This window comes from Microbispora sp. CA-102843 (assembly GCF_050936215.1).
Lineage (GTDB): Bacteria > Actinomycetota > Actinomycetes > Streptosporangiales > Streptosporangiaceae > Microbispora.
Genome location: NZ_JBNJNF010000001.1, coordinates 3,036,575 through 3,052,600, shown reverse-complemented (window position 1 = coordinate 3,052,600; position 16,026 = coordinate 3,036,575). Strand labels below are relative to the sequence as shown.

Here is a 16,026-nt window from a genome sequence, read left to right as displayed (position 1 = left end):
ATGGACTCCTTAGAGTGATCCGCTGAGATAGCGCTCGGCCAGCTCGCAGCTGCCCTGGGTGTAGCCGGCGCCGAGTTCCCTGGCGACGTCGGCGGCCGAATGGGAGCCGATCCACGCGACGAGGAGCAGGCGGCGGAACATGATGAACGTCCAGATCTCGGCCTCGTCCTCCTTCGGGAGGTCGAGCACGGACCGGTAGCCGCGCACCCACGACTCCGCCATGTGCGGCACCTCGGGCCGGTGCTCGATGAAGCTGACGGCGGCGCCGAGGTCGTAGAGGTACCAGCCGAGGCCGCAGTCGTCGAAGTCGATGACGCTGGTCCCCGCCTGGCCGTCCACCAGGAGGTTGGCCAGGCGCAGGTCGGCGTGGATGAGCCCGTACCGGTCGGAGCCCTTGCCGAACCGCTCCAGCCTGCGGCGCAGCTCGGTCTCGAGCCGGGCGAGCACGGCGTGCGCCTCCCGGTCCACGCCGACGCCGTCCTGCCACCTGCCCCAGCGCGCCTCCGGGCCGAAGGCGGCGTCCAGGTCCCAGTGGAAGCGGGTGAAGGACGCCGGCCTCGCCCAGGCGCGGGCGTGGCGGTGCATGCGGGCGGTCAGCGCGCCCAGCCGTTCGAACTCCTCCACCAGCCGCTCCTCGGCGGGCTCGGTGCCGGGAAGGAACTCGAACATCACGCAGTGGCGGGGCTCGGAGCCCGGTTCCCGCATGGTGACGACGCGCGATCCGTCGCGGGCGGGCAGCACGCGCGGCGTGACGATCTCGGCCTCGTCGCGCAGCGCGTCCAGCCAGGCGAGCTCGCTGGCGATGGCCTCCAGCGAGTGGTAGCCGAGCCGGTGGACCCGCAGGATCGCCCGGCGCCCGCCGTCGCCGACCGTGAAGGTCGCGTTCTCCGAGACGTTGAGCAGCGTTACCGAGGTGTCAGGGGAAACGTCGTAGTGTCGAAGGGCGCGGCGGGCGACCCCCTCGATGCGGGCGAGGACGTCGTCGCCGCCGGACAGGTCGTGGACCTGCATGCGTTCTCCTATTGGGTCCTGTGGAAGTGTCCGTCAGATCTTCCCCCGCTGCATTTCCCGCGTCGCTCCTCGGGGCGCTCACACCCGCCGGTCGTGCCGGAGGCGCGCCGGGAACACAGCCCGGCTGCCGTCAGTGGTCGCGGCCCTCGACGGACTCGAGGACGCGGACGATGGCGTCCCTGGCCGTACGCACCGAGGAGGAGCGGCCGCTGATGTAGAGCCGGCCGGCCGACCCGATCATCTGCACGTCCACCAGCGTGATGTCCGGCGCCGCCGTCTCGGCCTCGTTGGCCGCCACGGTCGCGAACAGCGCCGGGGTCATCTCGCAGACCAGCAGCGTCTCCCCCGGCAGGACCATCGAGGCCTGCCGGTTGCGGTTGATGAGCACCGCGTGCTGGTCCGTGATCTGCTCGATCACGTCCGTGTAGAGGATCCGGGGCCGCAGCTGGTCGCCCGCCGAGGCGCCGATGCCGTCGAGGATCGCCTGCCCGGCCCGCCGTACGTCCTCAAGGGAGGAGCCGTGCACCTCCAGCACGCCGAACTGCCGCTCGACGAACAGGATGCCGGGCTCGACGGACGGCACGGCGCGCAGGGCGAGGTCGATGACCCGCTCGATCGCGAGGCCGGGGGCGACCTCCACGATCAGGGCGTGCTGCCCCTCGTACGGCGGGTAGCCCCGGGCCCGGGTGGGCGCGGCCATGGCCGCGGTGAACTGCCGCCGCAGGTTCTCCACCAGCAGGTAGACCCGCAGCTCCGCCGTACGCCGCTCCGCGGGAGCCGCCTTGGCGGCGGCACGCGCGCGGGAACGGGGGGCAGGGGCGGCGCTACTCACCGGTCGAGAGGTTGAACGCGCGGGCGAGGTCGGCGTGCGGGCGCGGGATGACGTGCACGGAGACCAGTTCGCCGACGTTCGAGGCGGTCTCCGCCCCGGCCTCGGTGGCGGCCTTGACCGCGCCGACGTCGCCGATGACCGTGACGGCCACCAGTCCTGACCCGACCTGCTCGCGTCCGACGATCGTGACGTTGGCCGCCTTGACCATGGCGTCGGCGGCGGCGAGCGCCGCCACGTAGCCCTTGGTCTCGATCAGGCCGATCGCGTTGTTGGCCATGTGACTCTCCTTCGGTTAGACGGTTTCGTCGATGGAGCCGATGATCAGTGCGTCGATCGGCGGGGACTTCTGGGCGGGGAACCAGGAGGCGGCCACCGAGCCCTGCACGATCAGGACCCGCTCGCCGATGCCGCTGCCGAGCACGTCGAAGGCGATCAGCCGGGCTCCCCCGTCGAGTTCGACCTCCAGGAACGCGCCGGCCGGGATGCCCTCGACCCGCTTGCTGGACCACACGCTCGACGTGACGGTGCCGCGCAGCATCAGTCCTCCCTCTCCACGGCGAGCCCGCAGGCGCGGGCCCGCTCCCTGGCGAGCGGCGTGAGCACCGCGCGGCGGCCGAGGACCAGCCGGGCGCCCGCGGCGGCGGCCGCCGCCACGTGCCGCTCGGTGACGGCCCCCTTCTCGTGCCGCACGACCTCCTGCCCTACGGCCTCCTGGACGGGCTGGGGTGCGGGTGCGGGTGCGGGTGCGGGGGCGGCCAGGCGGAACCGCAGCCGTCCCGACCGCAGGGCGGCGGCGCGGGCCGGATCCGCCGCGAGGTCGAGGACCCGCAGCGCGAACGCGTTGAGGTCGTCGTCGCTCGCGATCACAACAGGTTCGGCCGCGGGCGCTCCGCCGGGGGTCTCGGCGGTTACACGGGTCTCGGGGGTTGCGCGGGTCTCGGCGGTTACACCGGGCACGTGTCCGGCCGGCGCGGTGGCCATGGACACGTGCCCGGTCCGCCCGCCGCTCGCGGAGCCGTTTCCGGGTGTCCCCGGCATGGCTGGCCCGGCCCCAATCGGCGGGGGCGCGGGCGGCCCGGTCGCGGCGGAGATCGTGGGAAGGAGGTCGCGCAGCACCTCGCGGACCAGCAGCCGCAGCTCGTCGGCCGGGAGAGCGGTCATCGCTCGGCTCCCGCCCTGTCGCCCAGCACCTGGCGTGCGGCGTCGGCCGCCTGGCGCACGTCGGACTCGCGGCCGGACAGGTACACCCGGCCCGTCGCGCCCATCATGCGGTAGTCCACGACCTTGACCTCGGCGGCCTTCTCGGCTTCGTTCACCGCGAGGATCGCGTACGACGCGGGCTGGCATTCCAGGACGAACAGCGACTCGCCCGGCAGGGCCAGCGAGCCGACGCGGTTGCGGTTGATGAGGAAGGCGTGCTGCCCGTCCAGGCTGGAGACAATCTCGGAGGCCAGGATGCGGGGCGGCACCGCGTCGGCGGCGCTCGCGCCGAGCGCGTCGAGCACGGCGTCCGCGGCCGCCCGCACCTCCCCGATCTGCCCGTGGAACTCCAGATAGCCGAACTGCCGCTCGACCACCAGCACGCCGGCCTTCACGTCGGCGTGCTTGAGCGCCACGTCGGTCAGCGGCTCGATGTCGAGCCCGGGGGCGATCTCGATGATCTGCGCGGCCTGGTTCAGCCGGGGCAGCGCGCCGCGCATCCAGGTGCCGAGGTAGCACATGGTCTGCGGCTGCAGCTGGTCGATGAAGATGAAGGAGCGCAACTCGGCCATGTCACGACCTCACCAGCGACGCGAGCTCTTCGAGGATGAGCCGCCTGATCTCCTCGCGCAGCACGTCGGCCTGAGGAGCCGGGGCCGCCGGAGAGGCGGGAGCCGTACGCGCGTTGGACGGCTCGGGGTAGCGCGGCACCGGACCGTCGGGCGGCGACCACGGATCGAGCCCGGCGAAGTCGCCGAACGGCGCGTCCACGTGGTAGGCGAGCTTCGTCCAGTTCACCAGGTTGCCCGGCTGGAGGTTCTCCCCCGCCGACGAGCCGCCGACGTAGCCGGTGCCGATCGTCATGGAGATCGGCAGGTTCGTGTGGACGCCGGAGCCGCCCAGGCTGTTGCCGGAGTTGACCGAGACGCGCAGCACCGGCACGGCCGCGCCGTACTCCATGATCGTGCGGGAGTCGGTGCTGTGGATCGCGGCCGAGTGGCCGGCGCCGCTGATGCGCAGCACGGCCCTGGCCGCGTCGATCCCGGCCCGCGCGGACGGCACGCGCAGCAGGGCGAGCACCGGGCACAGCTTCTCGTGCGCCAGCGGCTCCTCCGGCATGGGCTGGTCGATCGGCGCGAGCAGCACGCGGGTGCCGGGCGGCACCGGCACGCCGGCCTGCTGGGCGATCCAGGTCGCGTCCTTGCCGACGAACCGGGTGTCGAACCGGCCGCCGGGGAAGACGGCCTCGCGCACCCGGTCGCGGTCGGCGGGCGACAGCAGGTGGGCGCCGCGCATCAGCGAGACGAGCCGGTCGGCGACCGCGTCCTCCACGATGAGCACCGACTCGTTGGTGCACAGGATCGAGTTGTCGAACGCCTTGCTGTCCACGATCAGCCGCGCGGCCGGCTCCAGGTCGGCGGTGCGGTCCACGAACACCGGGACGTTGCCCGGGCCGACGCCGAGCGCGGGGTTGCCCGAGCGGTAGGCGGCCCGGACGACCGGCGTGCCGCCGGTGGCGACGATCACGTCGACCCTGGGGTCGGCCAGCATCGACTCGATCAGCGGCAGCTTGGGCTCCTCGATGACCTGGATCACGCCGTCCGGCGCGCCCGCCTCCACCGCGGCCGCCGCGAGCGTCCGCGCGGCGTCGGCGCAGCACTCCCTGGCCATCGGGTGGGGGCTGATGACGATGGCGTTCCTGGTCATCAGCGCCAGCAGGATCTTGAAGTAGACGGTGGCGACGGGGTTGGTCGACGGGGTGAGCGCGAACACCACCCCGGCGGGCCGGGGGATCGAGACGATCTTCTGGGTCGCGTCGGCGCGCGGGGACACGTAGTCGTGGGCGGCGTACTCCTCGACCAGGCCCGTGGAGCAGGCCACGTTCTTCAGCGCCTTGTGCTCGGCGACGCCGAAGCCCGTCTCGCGCACGGCCCACTCGGCGTACCGCGTCGCGTTCTCGGCGCCGGCCCTGGCCACCGCCGCCACGACGCGGTCCACGCTCGCCTTGTCGTACCGCGCGAAGGCCCGGGCGGCCCAGCGTGCCCGCTCCAGCATCCCGGACGTCACTTTCCAGCCTCCTTCGCGGCCCGTGCGATCGCGACGGCCGTACGGTCGAGCAACTCCTCGGTGAGCACGGGATCGATGAGGATGCCCGGCTTGTACTGCAGGACCCGGGGGTCGAGGGTGGAGAAGATGGCCCACACGCCGTTGGCGTAGAGCTGCCGCATGACGAACTTGGCACCCTCGGGGTGGTCGAACTCCAGGCCGAAGACCAGGCCGTTCTGCCGGATGCCGGTGAACCAGCCCGGGTTGTCGTCCCTGATCTGCGCCAATCCCCTGCCGATGACGTCGGACGCGTGGTGGACGATCGAGCGCGTCTCGGGCCGGTTGCAGATCTCCAGCGTCTTCATGGCGGCGAAGCAGCCGAGCTCGCCGCCGCCGAACGTCGCCATGTGGGCGAAGCCGTCCTCGGTCAGCCAGCCGGCGCAGCGCTCGCTGACCAGCACCGCCGCGATCGGGTAGAGGCCGCCGGAGATGCCCTTGCCGGTGACGAGGATGTCGGGCCTGATGCCGTGCTTGGTGACGGCCCACAGCTCGCCGGTCCGCATCAGGCCCGTCTGCACCTCGTCGGCGATGTAGAGCGCGTCGTACGTCTCGCAGAGCCGCTTGACGCTCTCCAGGTAGCCGGGGTCGGGCAGCGGGAAGCCGTACGTCGCGGGGATCGTCTCCATGATGACGGCGGCCACGTCCCGGCCCCGCAGGGCCTCCTCCATACCGGCCAGGTCGTTGAACGGCACGTGGACGAACTCCTCCGGCCGCTCCGAGAGGAACAGCCGGGAGAAGCGCTCGTCGCCGGTGCCGACCGCGAGGCCGGTGTGGCCGTGGTACGCCTTCACGATGGAGACGATCTTGCGCTTGCCCGTGGCGTGCCTGGCCGTCTTGAGCGCGATGTCGATGGCCTCGCCGCCGCCGCTCGCGTAGATGACCTTGCTCAGCCCCTCCGGCCCGGTCGTGATCAGCGCCTCGGCCAGCGCGGTGCGGGCGAGCGAGGGGAAGTGGTGGTTGCCGATGTCGAAGTGGTCCATCGCCTGCTTCAGCGCGGCCACGACCTCCGGATTCCGGTGCCCCAGGTTGTAGGTGCCCCCGTTGAGGTGGACGTCGATCAGGCGCTTACCGGAGACGTCGTAGAGGAAGTAGCCCTCTCTGCGGTCGATGACCAGCGGAACACCGGAGTCGATCCAGAACTGGGTCTTCCCCGGGTTCCAGTACGCCGAGGACTTCTCGAGAACCTCGTCCTTGTCCGCATAGGTGAACAGCCCGTAGTCCAGCATCCCGGTCCCATCGGTCCGTGAATCGGTAGGACCAAATAGTTCACCGGTCATGCCGTATACGTCAACGGTTCTCGTTGTGAGGACTACGAAACACCAAAGGTCTTGCCTGGACAAACCATCGGGTGGCACGATTTGCGCACCTTGTGTGACATGTCACACATCTCCCCCACCCCCACCATGGTCTCCCGGAGGCACTGCTTTGAGCACCTTTGAGACACAGGCGGTGACGACATCCGCCGAGACCCCGGGCGTCAGCCGGTTGCGCAAGAACGCCGTCGGATTGGTCGGCGTCATCTTCATGGCGGTCGCCACCGCCGCCCCCATCACCGCCATGACGGGCAACGTGCCCATCGCGCTCGGCTTCGGCAACGGCCTCGGCGCGCCGGCGGGCTACCTGTTCGCGACGATCGTGCTGACCATCTTCTCGGTGGGCTATACCGCGATGGCCAAGCACATCACCGCGGCCGGGGCCTTCTACGGCTACATCTCCCACGGCCTCGGCCAGGTCGCCGGAATGGTCGCGGGGATGCTCGCGACGATGGCGTACGTCGTGTTCGAGGCCTCGATCATCGGGTTCTTCGCCTACTCGGCCAACGACACCTTCAAGACCATGGCGGGCGTCGACATCCACTGGCTGTGGTTCGCCTTCCTCGGCCTGGCCCTCAACGCGATCCTCACGTACTTCGACATCAACCTGACCGCCAAGGTCCTCGGCGTCTTCCTGATCACCGAGATCTTCATGCTCGGCATGACCGCGCTCGTCACGCTGTTCCACGGCGGCGGCCCCGACGGGCTCATGGCCTCCTCCATCAACCCGATCAACGCGTTCGCGACCAACGGCCTGACGGCCGGCGCGGTCGGCCTCGGCCTGTTCATGTGCTTCTGGTCGTGGGTCGGATTCGAGTCCACCGCCATGTACGGCGAGGAGTCGCGCGACCCCAAGCGCATCGTCCCCCGGGCCACACTCGTCTCCGTCGTCGGCATCGGCCTGTTCTACACGTTCGTGTCCTGGATGGTGGTGGCGGCCAACGGCGTGAAGGCGCCGGAGATCGCCGCCAAGGAGTTCGCCGGCATCTTCTTCAACCCCACCCGGGAGATGGTCGGCACCTGGGCCGTCGACCTGTTCAAGATCCTGATCCTGACCGGGTCGTTCGCCTGCTCGATGGCGTTCCACAACTGCGCCTCGCGCTACCTCTACGCCCTCGGCCGGGAGAACCTGTTCCCCGGCACCGCGAAGACCATCGGCGCCACCCACCCCAAACACGGCTCGCCGCACATCGCCGGCTTCGTGCAGACCGGCGTCTCGGTCGTGATCGTGCTGGCGTTCTTCTTCGCCGGGATGGACCCCTACATCCACATCTACACGCTGCTCGCCGTGCTCGGCACACTGGCGATCCTCATCGTGCAGTCGATGTGCTCGTTCTCCGTCATCGGCTACTTCCACTTCAGGAAGAAGCACCCGGAGACGAAGAGCTTCTGGCGCACACTGCTCGCCCCGCTGGTCGGCGGCCTGGCCATGCTGTACGTCGTCTTCCTGCTGTTCCAGAACCAGGAGGCGGCGGCGGGCGACGCGTCCAAGACCCTGTTCTTCAAGCTGATCCCCTACATCGTGCTCGCCGTCGCGGTGATCGGTGGCGGCTTCGCCCTCTACCTCAAGACCCGCAATCCGGTGAAGTACGAGATCATCGGCCGGATCGTCCTCGAGGACACGGTCGAGCGCGACTGAAGCGCGAGTAAGGAGCACATGATGACGGTGTCGTACGACCTCGATCCCGACGCGGACCCGGCGGGGCTGACCTATACCTTCGGCGGCGCCGCGCCCGTGATGTCGATCAAACCGGGCACGGTCCTGTCCACCTGGACCCGCGACTGCTTCGCCGACCGGGTCAAGTCGGCGAGCGACCGGGTCTCGGAGGTCTGCGACCCACGGTTCATCAACCCCCAGACGGGCCCCTTCTACATCGAAGGGGCCGAGCCCGGGGACACGCTCGCCGTCCATTTCGTGTCGATCGAGCCGAGGGAGGCGCGCGGCGTCAGCACGACCGTGCCCTTCTTCGGCGCGCTCACCGGCACCGGCACCACCGCGCTGCTGCACGAGGCGCTGCCGGAGCGCACCTGGATCTACGAGATCGACAGGCAGGCCCGCCTCGTCCGCTACAGCGCCCTGGACTCGCCGTACGAGGTGGACCTGCCGCTCGACCCGATGCACGGCACGGTCGGCGTGGCGCCCGCCCTGGGCGAGGTGCGCAGCTCGCTCACACCGGGCGACTGGGGCGGCAACATGGACACCCCGGAGATGCGCGCCGGGACCACCTGCTATCTCGGCGTCAACGTCGAGGGCGCGCTGTTCTCCTTCGGCGACGGCCACGCGCGCCAGGGCGAGGGCGAGACCTGCGGGGTCGCGGTCGAGGCGGCCATGGACACGGTCGTGATCGTCGACCTGATCAAGGGGACGCCCTGTCCCTGGCCCCGGCTGGAGAACGACGGCTTCATCATCACCACCGGCTCGGCCAGGCCGCTGGAGGACGCGTTCCGCATCGCCCACGCGGAGCTGACCAGGTGGCTGGCCGCAGAGACCGGCCTTTCCACGCTCGACGCCTACCAGCTCGTCTCGCAGGCGACGCTCACCCCGGTCGCCAACGTCGTCGACACGGTCTACACGATGACCGCCAAGCTGCCCAAGGCCGTGCTGAAGGGCGTCGCCCCCATGGGCGGGGCGCACGCCCGGCTCCGGGCCATGGCGGCGGCGCTGTGACCGGTCCCTTTGAGGAGCGGCCCGTCGGGCGGGTCCGGTTCATGGACGCCCAGCGGGTGAACCTCGACGGGTTCGCCGTCGAGGACCCGTCCCTGGGCCTGGTCGCGCTGGCCTCGCCGTACGACCCCGAGCCCGGCCTGGTGGTCGAGGACGGTGTGGTCGTGGAGATGGACGGCGTGCGGGCCGAGGACTTCGACTCCGTCGACGCGTTCATCGCCGCGCACGGCCTCGACCTCGCGGTGGCCCCCGAGGCGATGGCGCTACCCGACGTCGCCCTGGCCCGCATGATGGTCGATCCCGGCGTGCCCCGCGCCGAGGTCGTACGGCTGTGCGCCGGGACGACCCCCGCCAAGCTGGCCCGGGTGCTCGCGCTGCTGCGGCCCGCCGAGCTGGTGATGGCCATGACCAAGCTGCGGGCCCGGCGCACCCCGTCGAACCAGGCCCACGTCACCAACCGGCTGGACGACCCGCTGCTGCTCGCGGCCGACGCGGCGACCGCCGCCGCCTTCGGCTTCCGCGAGCTGGAGACGACCGTGCCCGTGCTGGCCGACGCGCCGTCCAACGCGGTCGCCGTCTCGATCGGTGCGGCGGTCGGCTCGCCGGGCGTGCTCGTGCAGTGCTCGGTCGAGGAGGCGCTCGAACTGGAGCTCGGCCTGCGCGGCTTCGTGTCGTACGCCGAGACGGTCTCGCTCTACGGCACCGAGCAGGTCTTCACCGACGGCGACGACACGCCGTGGTCGAAGGCGTTCCTGACCAGCGCATACGCCTCCCGGGGCATCAAGATGCGGGTCTCGTCCGGCGCCGGGGCCGAGGTGCTGATGGGCGGGGCCGAGCGCCGGTCGATGCTCTACCTGGAGTCGCGCTGCGTGTCGCTCGCCCGCGCGATGGGCGCGCAGGGCGTGCAGAACGGCGGCATCGACGGCGCGAGCGTCGCGGGCGCCGTGCCGCGCGGCGTGCGCGAGCTGATGGCCGAGAACGTCATGGTGATGGCCAGGAACCTGGAGTCCTGCTCCGGCAACGACGCGCTGATGTCGGAGTCGGACGTGCGCAGGACCTCCCGCACGCTGCCCATCTTCCTGGCGGGCTCCGACTTCATCTGCAGCGGCTTCGGCTCGATCCAGCGCTACGACAACATGTTCGGCCCGTCCAACTGGAACGCCGAGGACGTCGACGACTACCTGGCCATGCAGCGCGACTGGGGGGTGGACGGCGGGCTGCGCACCGCCGACCCGGCCGACATCGCCGCGCTGCGCGAGCGCGCCGCGCTGGCCGTGCGCGCGGTGTACGAGTGGTTCGGCCTGGCCGACTTCACCGACGAGCAGGTGGCCGCCGCCGTGGACGCGGCCGGCTCGAAGGACCTCGCCCCCGGCGATCCGGTGGCCGTCACCCACGCCGCCCGCACCATCCGGGAGACCGGCCTGACCATGGCCGACGTGGTGACGGCGTTGTACGAGACGGGGTTCGAGCCGGAGGCCGGGCGGCTGCTCGACATGCTCAAGGTCCGCGTGGCGGGCGACTGCCTGCAGACGGCGGCCATCCTCACCCCGGACATGCGCGTGCTGTCGCTGGTCACCGACCCCAACGACTACTCCGGCCCGGGCACCGGATACGAGCCCTCACCCGAGCGGCAGGCGGAGATCGACGCGATCCGGCAGCAACGCTCGGTCGAGGACCTGCGCCGCGAGCAGGCCGCCCACGCTCGCGACGCGCTGCGCCCGGCGGGCCCGGCGGCGCAGGGCGGGGACCCGCGCGAGGTGGTCATCGGCGTCTCCCCCGCGACCGGCCGCGACATCTGGGTCACGCTCTCGGGGCTGCCCGTCGTGGACGTGCTGCGCGAACTGCTCGCCGGGCTGGAGGAGGAGGGTTGCACGGCCCGGATCGTCCGGTTCCGCGACACCATCGACCTCGGCATGATCGGCCTGTCGGCGGCCCGGCTCGCGGGCTCGGGCATCGGCATCGGCCTGCAGGCCAAGGGCACCGCGCTGATCCACCGCCGCGACCTCGCGCCGCTGGCCAACCTGGAGCTGTACAGCATCGCCCCGGTGCTGTCGGCCGCCGACTACCGGCAGATGGGTGTGAACGCGGGCCGCCACGCCAAGGGCGGCGCCCCCGAGCCCGCCCGCAACCCTTATACGGACGAGGCGATCGAGGCCCGCTATCACACGAAGGTCGTCTCGCTCGTCGCCATCGAACGCGCCCACTGCCGCCCGGGCGCCCTGCCCGAGGAGCTGGTTCTTTGACGTACGCTCACGCGGTCGCCCGCGCCCGCACGGGCCGGCCGGTCGCCGGGCACGGCGGAAGGGGCGGCCGATGACCGGCGAGAACCCGCTCACCCGCTCCTACTCCGGGCGGCCGGTGGAGGCGGTGACGCTGGAGGCCGTGCGGCGGGGCGAGGTGTCGGCCGACGACCTGCGCATCCACCCCGAGACGCTGGAGGCGCAGGCCGTGGCCGCCGAGCGGCACGGCAACCCCCAGCTCGCCGCCAACCTGCGCCGCGCCGCCGAACTGGCCCGCATCTGCGACGAGGACGTGATGCGCGTCTACGAGGCGCTGCGCCCCCGCCGCTCCACCGAAGGGGAGTTGTCCGCGCTGGCCGGCTGGCTGGAGGAGCGCGGCTGCCCGCGCAACGCCGCGCTCGTCCGGCAGGCCCGCGACGTGTACGTACGGCGGGGCCTGACCCGGTGAGCGGGCTCGTCGCGGGCGTGGACGTCGGCAACGCGACCACGGAGATCGTGATCGTCCGCGACGGCGTCCCGGTGGCCTGGGACCGGGTCGTCACGCGCGGCCAGAAGGGCTCGCCGTCGTCGCTGGCCGGGGCGGCGGCTCTGCTGCGCCGTCTCGAACGCGGGCTGGGCGAGGCCGTGGCGGAGGTCGTCATGGCCCCCATGCGCCCGGTGCGCACGACGACCGTGGAGATGCCCGCCGTCGCGGCCGGATCCGGACGCCTCCGCATCGTCGCCGCCGGCAGCCCCACCCCCGGAGGGGAGGGCGTCGCGGTCGGCCGCCCCCTGCGCCTGACGCCGGGCGACCTGCCCCACGGTGAGGACGTGATCGCGCTCGTGCCGCGCGATCTGGGATACGCGGAGGCCGCCCGGCTCATCCGAGCCGCGCTGGACGCCGGGGTCCCGCTGCCCGGTGTGCTGGCCGAGGGTGACGAGGGCCGCCTGATCGCGAACCGGATCGGGGCGCCGCTGCCCGTCGCCGACCAGGTCGACGTCGCGGCGGTCGCCGCCGCAGAACGGGTCGCCGTGGAGGTGCGCCCGCCCGGGCGTCCGCTGCGCCACCTGTCCGACGCGCTGTTCCTCGCCGCGCGCCTCGGCGAGCGGGACGACGCGCCCGCGATCTGCGCCGAGCTGTACGACGTGTCCTGCGCCGTCGTCGCCCGGTTCGCGCATCGTCAGGCCGGTTCGGTTGGACCAAAAGCTCCGGAGGCGTCGGTCGAACGTGCGGTGGCCGACCTGAGCAGGGTGGCCGCGACGGCCGGTGCCCGCGCCGGGACGAGCCGGTCCAGGTCCCTGCTGGTGGCCGAGATGTCGGCCTCCGCCCCCGCCGCGCCGCCCGTACGCCTCGACCTGGGCGAGACCGTTCCGTCCGGGCGGGCGGGGGCAGGCGAGGCCGGCAGCGGGGCCGTTCCCGTGCGGCGGGCCCCGAGCGAGGCGTCGGCGGCCCGGGCGGGAGCCCTCACCACCCCCGGCGCGGACGGGAACTCCCTGGTGGTGGACCTGGGCGGCGGCACGGTCGACGTCGTCGGCCCGCCGGGCGAGGTCGTGGCCGCGGGCGCCGGCGATCTGCTCACGGCGGCCGTGGCCGCGGTGCTCGGCATCCCCAGGGGCGCGGCCGACTGGGTGAAGCGCGGGCCCTGCGTGCGGATCGAGACGCCCCACGTCGCGCTGGGAGAGGACGGCTCGCGGGTGTTCCTCGACTCGCCCGCCCCGCCCGGCGCGGTCGGCTGGCTCGCCGTCCCCGGGCCGGCCGGGCCGCTGCCGTTCTCCGCCGCGATGAGCCCGGCCGAATGGCGCAACCTCCGTCTCGCGGTCAAGCGCGAGGTCCTGGGCGCGACCGTCCGTCGCGCCCTGGACGCCCTGGACGCCCCGGACAGCCTGTGCGGGCGTGGGCCGGGCGGAGGAAGCGTCGTGGTCGTGGGCGGTCCGGCCGGAGACGACGAGGTGCTCGGCGTGCTGGCCCGGGAGCTGCCCCCCGGCACCGTCGTCGGCCGGGGAAACGTCGCGGGCGTCCTCGGCCACCGCTACGCCGTCGCCTACGGCCTGGCCACCGGCGCGTACCCGCAGGAGTAGGGCCGCGTGCGCGACCGCCCCGCACGGGCGGGGAGGAAAACCGTTTTCCGGCCCGGGGCGGCTTCCGTACACTCGCCACTGATCACGCGCGCCGCCACCCCGCGGCGCGCGCCTTGACCGAGAGAGGGGAGTTGACCGTGCGCCAGCGCATCGCGGTCGTCGTCCTCCGGTCACGGCACGAGGTGATCCTGGTGTCTACGTCGCTTCCCGGTGCCCGCCGCGCGGCCGGCACCGGACGTTCCTGACGAACTCCGCACCCCTGGTCAGGGCGGATCGGGCACTGTGTCCGGTCCGGGGCGGCGCTGTGTCCGGTCTGGGGCCGCGCTGTGGCTCTGTGGCGCACGTAGGCCCGCACGCGCGCGTGCCCCGCTCCACAACGTCGTCCCTCGGTCTCCCCGGCGGTCCTGCCGTGGGGTCCGCCCCAGGGGTTCCGGCCTGAATCCGGCCGGTTCGTCTCGTCAGGCCAATCGCGCCCGCCACCGTAGGAACCTTCCCGAAGGGCATGGCCATGCGCGCCGACCTGCACCGCAACCACCTCGTCCCGCCGACCGGCATCCGCAACCTGGGCATCCTCGCCCACGTCGACGCGGGCAAGACCACCGTCACCGAACGGATCCTCTACCTGACCGGCGCCGTCCATCGGCGCGGCGAGGTGCACGAGGGGACCACCGTCACCGATTTCGACCCCCTGGAGCGCGACCGCGGGATCACCATCTTCGCCGCAGCCGTGAGCTGCCTGTGGGACGGCCACCGGATCAACCTGATCGACACCCCGGGCCACGTGGACTTCTCCGACGAAGTGGAGCGGTCGCTGCGGGTGCTCGACGGTGCGGTCGCGGTGTTCGACGCCGTCGCCGGCGTGGAGCCGCAGAGCGAGTCGGTGTGGCGGCAGGCCGACCGGTATGGCGTGCCGCGCATCGCGTTCGTCAACAAGATGGACCGCGCGGGCGCCGACCTCGACACGGCGGCCGAGTCCATCCGCGAGCGGCTGCGGGTAACCCCGCTGGTCGTCCAGCTGCCCATCGGGCGGGAGGACGGGTTCACCGGCGTTGTGGACCTGCTGCGGATGCGGTCGCTGGTCTGGGACGCCGGCCGTGACGCGGTCGCGGAGGGGCCGGTGCCGGAAGCCCTCGGGGACGAGGCCCGCCGGCGCCGCCGCCTGCTCGAGGAGGCGGTGGCCGAGCTCCATCCGGCGGCGCTTGAGGAGTTCTGCGCCCTGCCGGAGATCTCGACGCCGACTCTGGCCGCCGCCCTGCGCGACCTGACCCTGCGTGGTGAGGCCGTCGTGGTGCTGTGCGGGTCGGCGTACCGCAATCGGGGCGTCGAGCCGCTGCTGGACGCCGTCGTGGCCTACCTGCCCGCACCGCCCGACGTGCCGCCCGTGCGCGCCGCGTGGGACGGGGCCGGGCAGGAGCGGCCCGCCGACCCGGCGGCGCCGTTCGCCGCGCTGGTCTTCAAGGTGCACGCCGCCGCCACCGGGCGGCTGACCTACCTGCGCGTGTACTCGGGGACGATCAGGAGGGGAGACGTCGTGCTGGACGCCGGCGCCCGGCGCACCGAGCGCATCGGACGCATCCTCCGGGTGCAGGCCGACCGGCACACCGAGACGGACCGCGCCACGGCCGGGGACATCGTCGCGGTGGCCGGGGTCAAGGCGGCCCGCGCCGGAGCCACCCTCTGCGCTCCCGGGGCGCCGCTGGTCCTCGAGCCGCCGGTCACGGCCTCGCCGGTGGTCTCCGTGGCCGTCGAGCCGCGCGGGAGCGGCGACGCCGACCGGCTCGCGACCGCGCTGGCCCGCATGGCCGACGAGGACCCCTCGCTGTCGGTCCGCACCGACCCCGAGACCGCCCAGATGGTGCTGTCGGGGATGGGCGAGTTGCACCTGGAGGTCGCGGTGGAGAAGCTCCGCCGCGCCCACGGGCTCGACGTCGCCGTCGGACGGCCCCGGGTCGCCTACAGGGAGACGGTCGTCCGCGAGGTGTCCGGGCTGCTGTACCGGCACGTCAAGCAGGACGGCGGCGCCGGGCAGTTCGCCCACGTCGTGCTCGACGTGGAGCCGCTGGAGCACGGCGCCGGTTTCGTGTTCCGGTCCACGGTCACCGGCGGCCGGGTGCCCCGCGAATACGTCGGGGCGGTGGAGGCCGGCTGCCGGGACGCCCTCGCCGAGGGCCCGCTCGGAGGTCATCCGGTGACCGGCCTGCGGGTCACGCTGACCGACGGCGCGACCCACCCGAAGGACTCCTCGGAGATGGCGTTCCGCACGGCCGGGCGGCTCGCGCTGCGGGAGGCGCTGCGTGCCGGTGAGATGGCCCTGCTGGAACCGCTGGCCGAGGTCACGGTCACCGTGCCCGACGACGCCGTCGGCGGGGTGCTCGGCGACCTCGCGGCCAGGCGCGGCCGGGTCACCGGTTCGGCGGCACGGGCGGGCGCCGTCGTGGTCACCGCGACCGTGCCGCTGGCCGAGCTGTTCGGGTACGCGACCCGGCTGCGCGGCCGGACCCAGGGCAGGGGCGCCTTCACCAGTCGGCCCGCCGGCTACGCCCAGGTGACGGGTACGGCGCCGGGCCTGACGCGGTAGGCACCTCGTCCCGATCCCGCCCG

The 16,026-nt window shown here is 72.7% G+C and carries 14 protein-coding genes; 6 read left to right on the top strand and 8 right to left on the bottom strand.

Annotated elements, in window-relative coordinates; genetic code table 11:
• Nucleotides 1–9: 9 nt before the first annotated feature.
• The 8 genes from ACQEVJ_RS14365 to ACQEVJ_RS14330 form a co-directional block, all read right to left on the bottom strand.
• A complete protein-coding gene (locus ACQEVJ_RS14365; RefSeq protein ID WP_433101040.1) occupies nucleotides 10–1,011 on the bottom strand; it encodes a phosphotransferase enzyme family protein in 1,002 nt (333 codons plus the stop codon).
• A 130-nt stretch (nucleotides 1,012–1,141) separates the two neighbouring features.
• Nucleotides 1,142–1,843, bottom strand: a complete 702-nt coding sequence (locus tag ACQEVJ_RS14360) for a hypothetical protein (protein ID WP_433101038.1) — start codon at nucleotides 1,841–1,843, stop codon at nucleotides 1,142–1,144.
• Nucleotides 1,836–2,120 carry a BMC domain-containing protein gene (locus ACQEVJ_RS14355; RefSeq protein WP_079317476.1) on the bottom strand — a complete coding sequence of 95 codons (285 nt, stop codon included), beginning with the start codon at nucleotides 2,118–2,120 and terminating at the stop codon, nucleotides 1,836–1,838. Before ACQEVJ_RS14355 ends, ACQEVJ_RS14360 begins: the two co-directional genes overlap by 8 nt.
• A gap of 15 nt (nucleotides 2,121–2,135) precedes the next feature.
• Nucleotides 2,136–2,381: a EutN/CcmL family microcompartment protein gene (locus ACQEVJ_RS14350; RefSeq protein WP_433101036.1), complete on the bottom strand. Its 246-nt coding sequence runs from the start codon at nucleotides 2,379–2,381 to the stop codon at nucleotides 2,136–2,138.
• Entirely contained in the window at nucleotides 2,381–3,004 is a 624-nt protein-coding gene (locus ACQEVJ_RS14345) for a hypothetical protein (RefSeq protein WP_433101034.1), read from the bottom strand. Before ACQEVJ_RS14345 ends, ACQEVJ_RS14350 begins: the two co-directional genes overlap by 1 nt.
• Entirely contained in the window at nucleotides 3,001–3,615 is a 615-nt protein-coding gene (locus tag ACQEVJ_RS14340; RefSeq protein WP_433101032.1) for a BMC domain-containing protein, read from the bottom strand. The genes ACQEVJ_RS14345 and ACQEVJ_RS14340 overlap by 4 nt, the downstream gene beginning before the upstream one ends.
• A 1-nt stretch (nucleotide 3,616) precedes the next feature.
• A complete protein-coding gene (locus ACQEVJ_RS14335) occupies nucleotides 3,617–5,110 on the bottom strand; it encodes an aldehyde dehydrogenase family protein (protein ID WP_433101030.1) in 1,494 nt (497 codons plus the stop codon).
• Nucleotides 5,107–6,375, bottom strand: a complete 1,269-nt coding sequence (locus ACQEVJ_RS14330; RefSeq protein ID WP_433101028.1) for an aspartate aminotransferase family protein — start codon at nucleotides 6,373–6,375, stop codon at nucleotides 5,107–5,109. Before ACQEVJ_RS14330 ends, ACQEVJ_RS14335 begins: the two co-directional genes overlap by 4 nt.
• Before the next feature lie 223 nt (nucleotides 6,376–6,598).
• Between ACQEVJ_RS14330 and ACQEVJ_RS14325 the strand changes: the two genes are divergently transcribed.
• From ACQEVJ_RS14325 to fusA, 6 genes are all read left to right on the top strand, one after another.
• Nucleotides 6,599–8,101, top strand: coding sequence for an APC family permease (locus ACQEVJ_RS14325; RefSeq protein WP_433101026.1), 1,503 nt, complete (start codon nucleotides 6,599–6,601; stop codon nucleotides 8,099–8,101).
• Nucleotides 8,102–8,119: 18 nt separating this feature from the next.
• Nucleotides 8,120–9,130 (top strand): acetamidase/formamidase family protein, encoded by a 1,011-nt coding sequence (locus ACQEVJ_RS14320; RefSeq protein WP_433101024.1) that lies wholly within the window; start codon nucleotides 8,120–8,122, stop codon nucleotides 9,128–9,130.
• A complete protein-coding gene (locus ACQEVJ_RS14315; RefSeq protein ID WP_433101022.1) occupies nucleotides 9,127–11,370 on the top strand; it encodes a propanediol/glycerol family dehydratase large subunit in 2,244 nt (747 codons plus the stop codon). Before ACQEVJ_RS14320 ends, ACQEVJ_RS14315 begins: the two co-directional genes overlap by 4 nt.
• A 70-nt stretch (nucleotides 11,371–11,440) precedes the next feature.
• On the top strand, nucleotides 11,441–11,815 hold the full coding sequence (locus ACQEVJ_RS14310) for a diol dehydratase small subunit (protein ID WP_433101020.1): 375 nt from the start codon (nucleotides 11,441–11,443) through the stop codon (nucleotides 11,813–11,815).
• On the top strand, nucleotides 11,812–13,425 hold the full coding sequence (locus tag ACQEVJ_RS14305; RefSeq protein ID WP_433101018.1) for a diol dehydratase reactivase ATPase-like domain-containing protein: 1,614 nt from the start codon (nucleotides 11,812–11,814) through the stop codon (nucleotides 13,423–13,425). Before ACQEVJ_RS14310 ends, ACQEVJ_RS14305 begins: the two co-directional genes overlap by 4 nt.
• A 508-nt stretch (nucleotides 13,426–13,933) precedes the next feature.
• Nucleotides 13,934–16,003 (top strand): elongation factor G, encoded by a 2,070-nt coding sequence (gene fusA / locus ACQEVJ_RS14300; protein WP_433101016.1) that lies wholly within the window; start codon nucleotides 13,934–13,936, stop codon nucleotides 16,001–16,003.
• Nucleotides 16,004–16,026 lie beyond the last annotated feature (23 nt).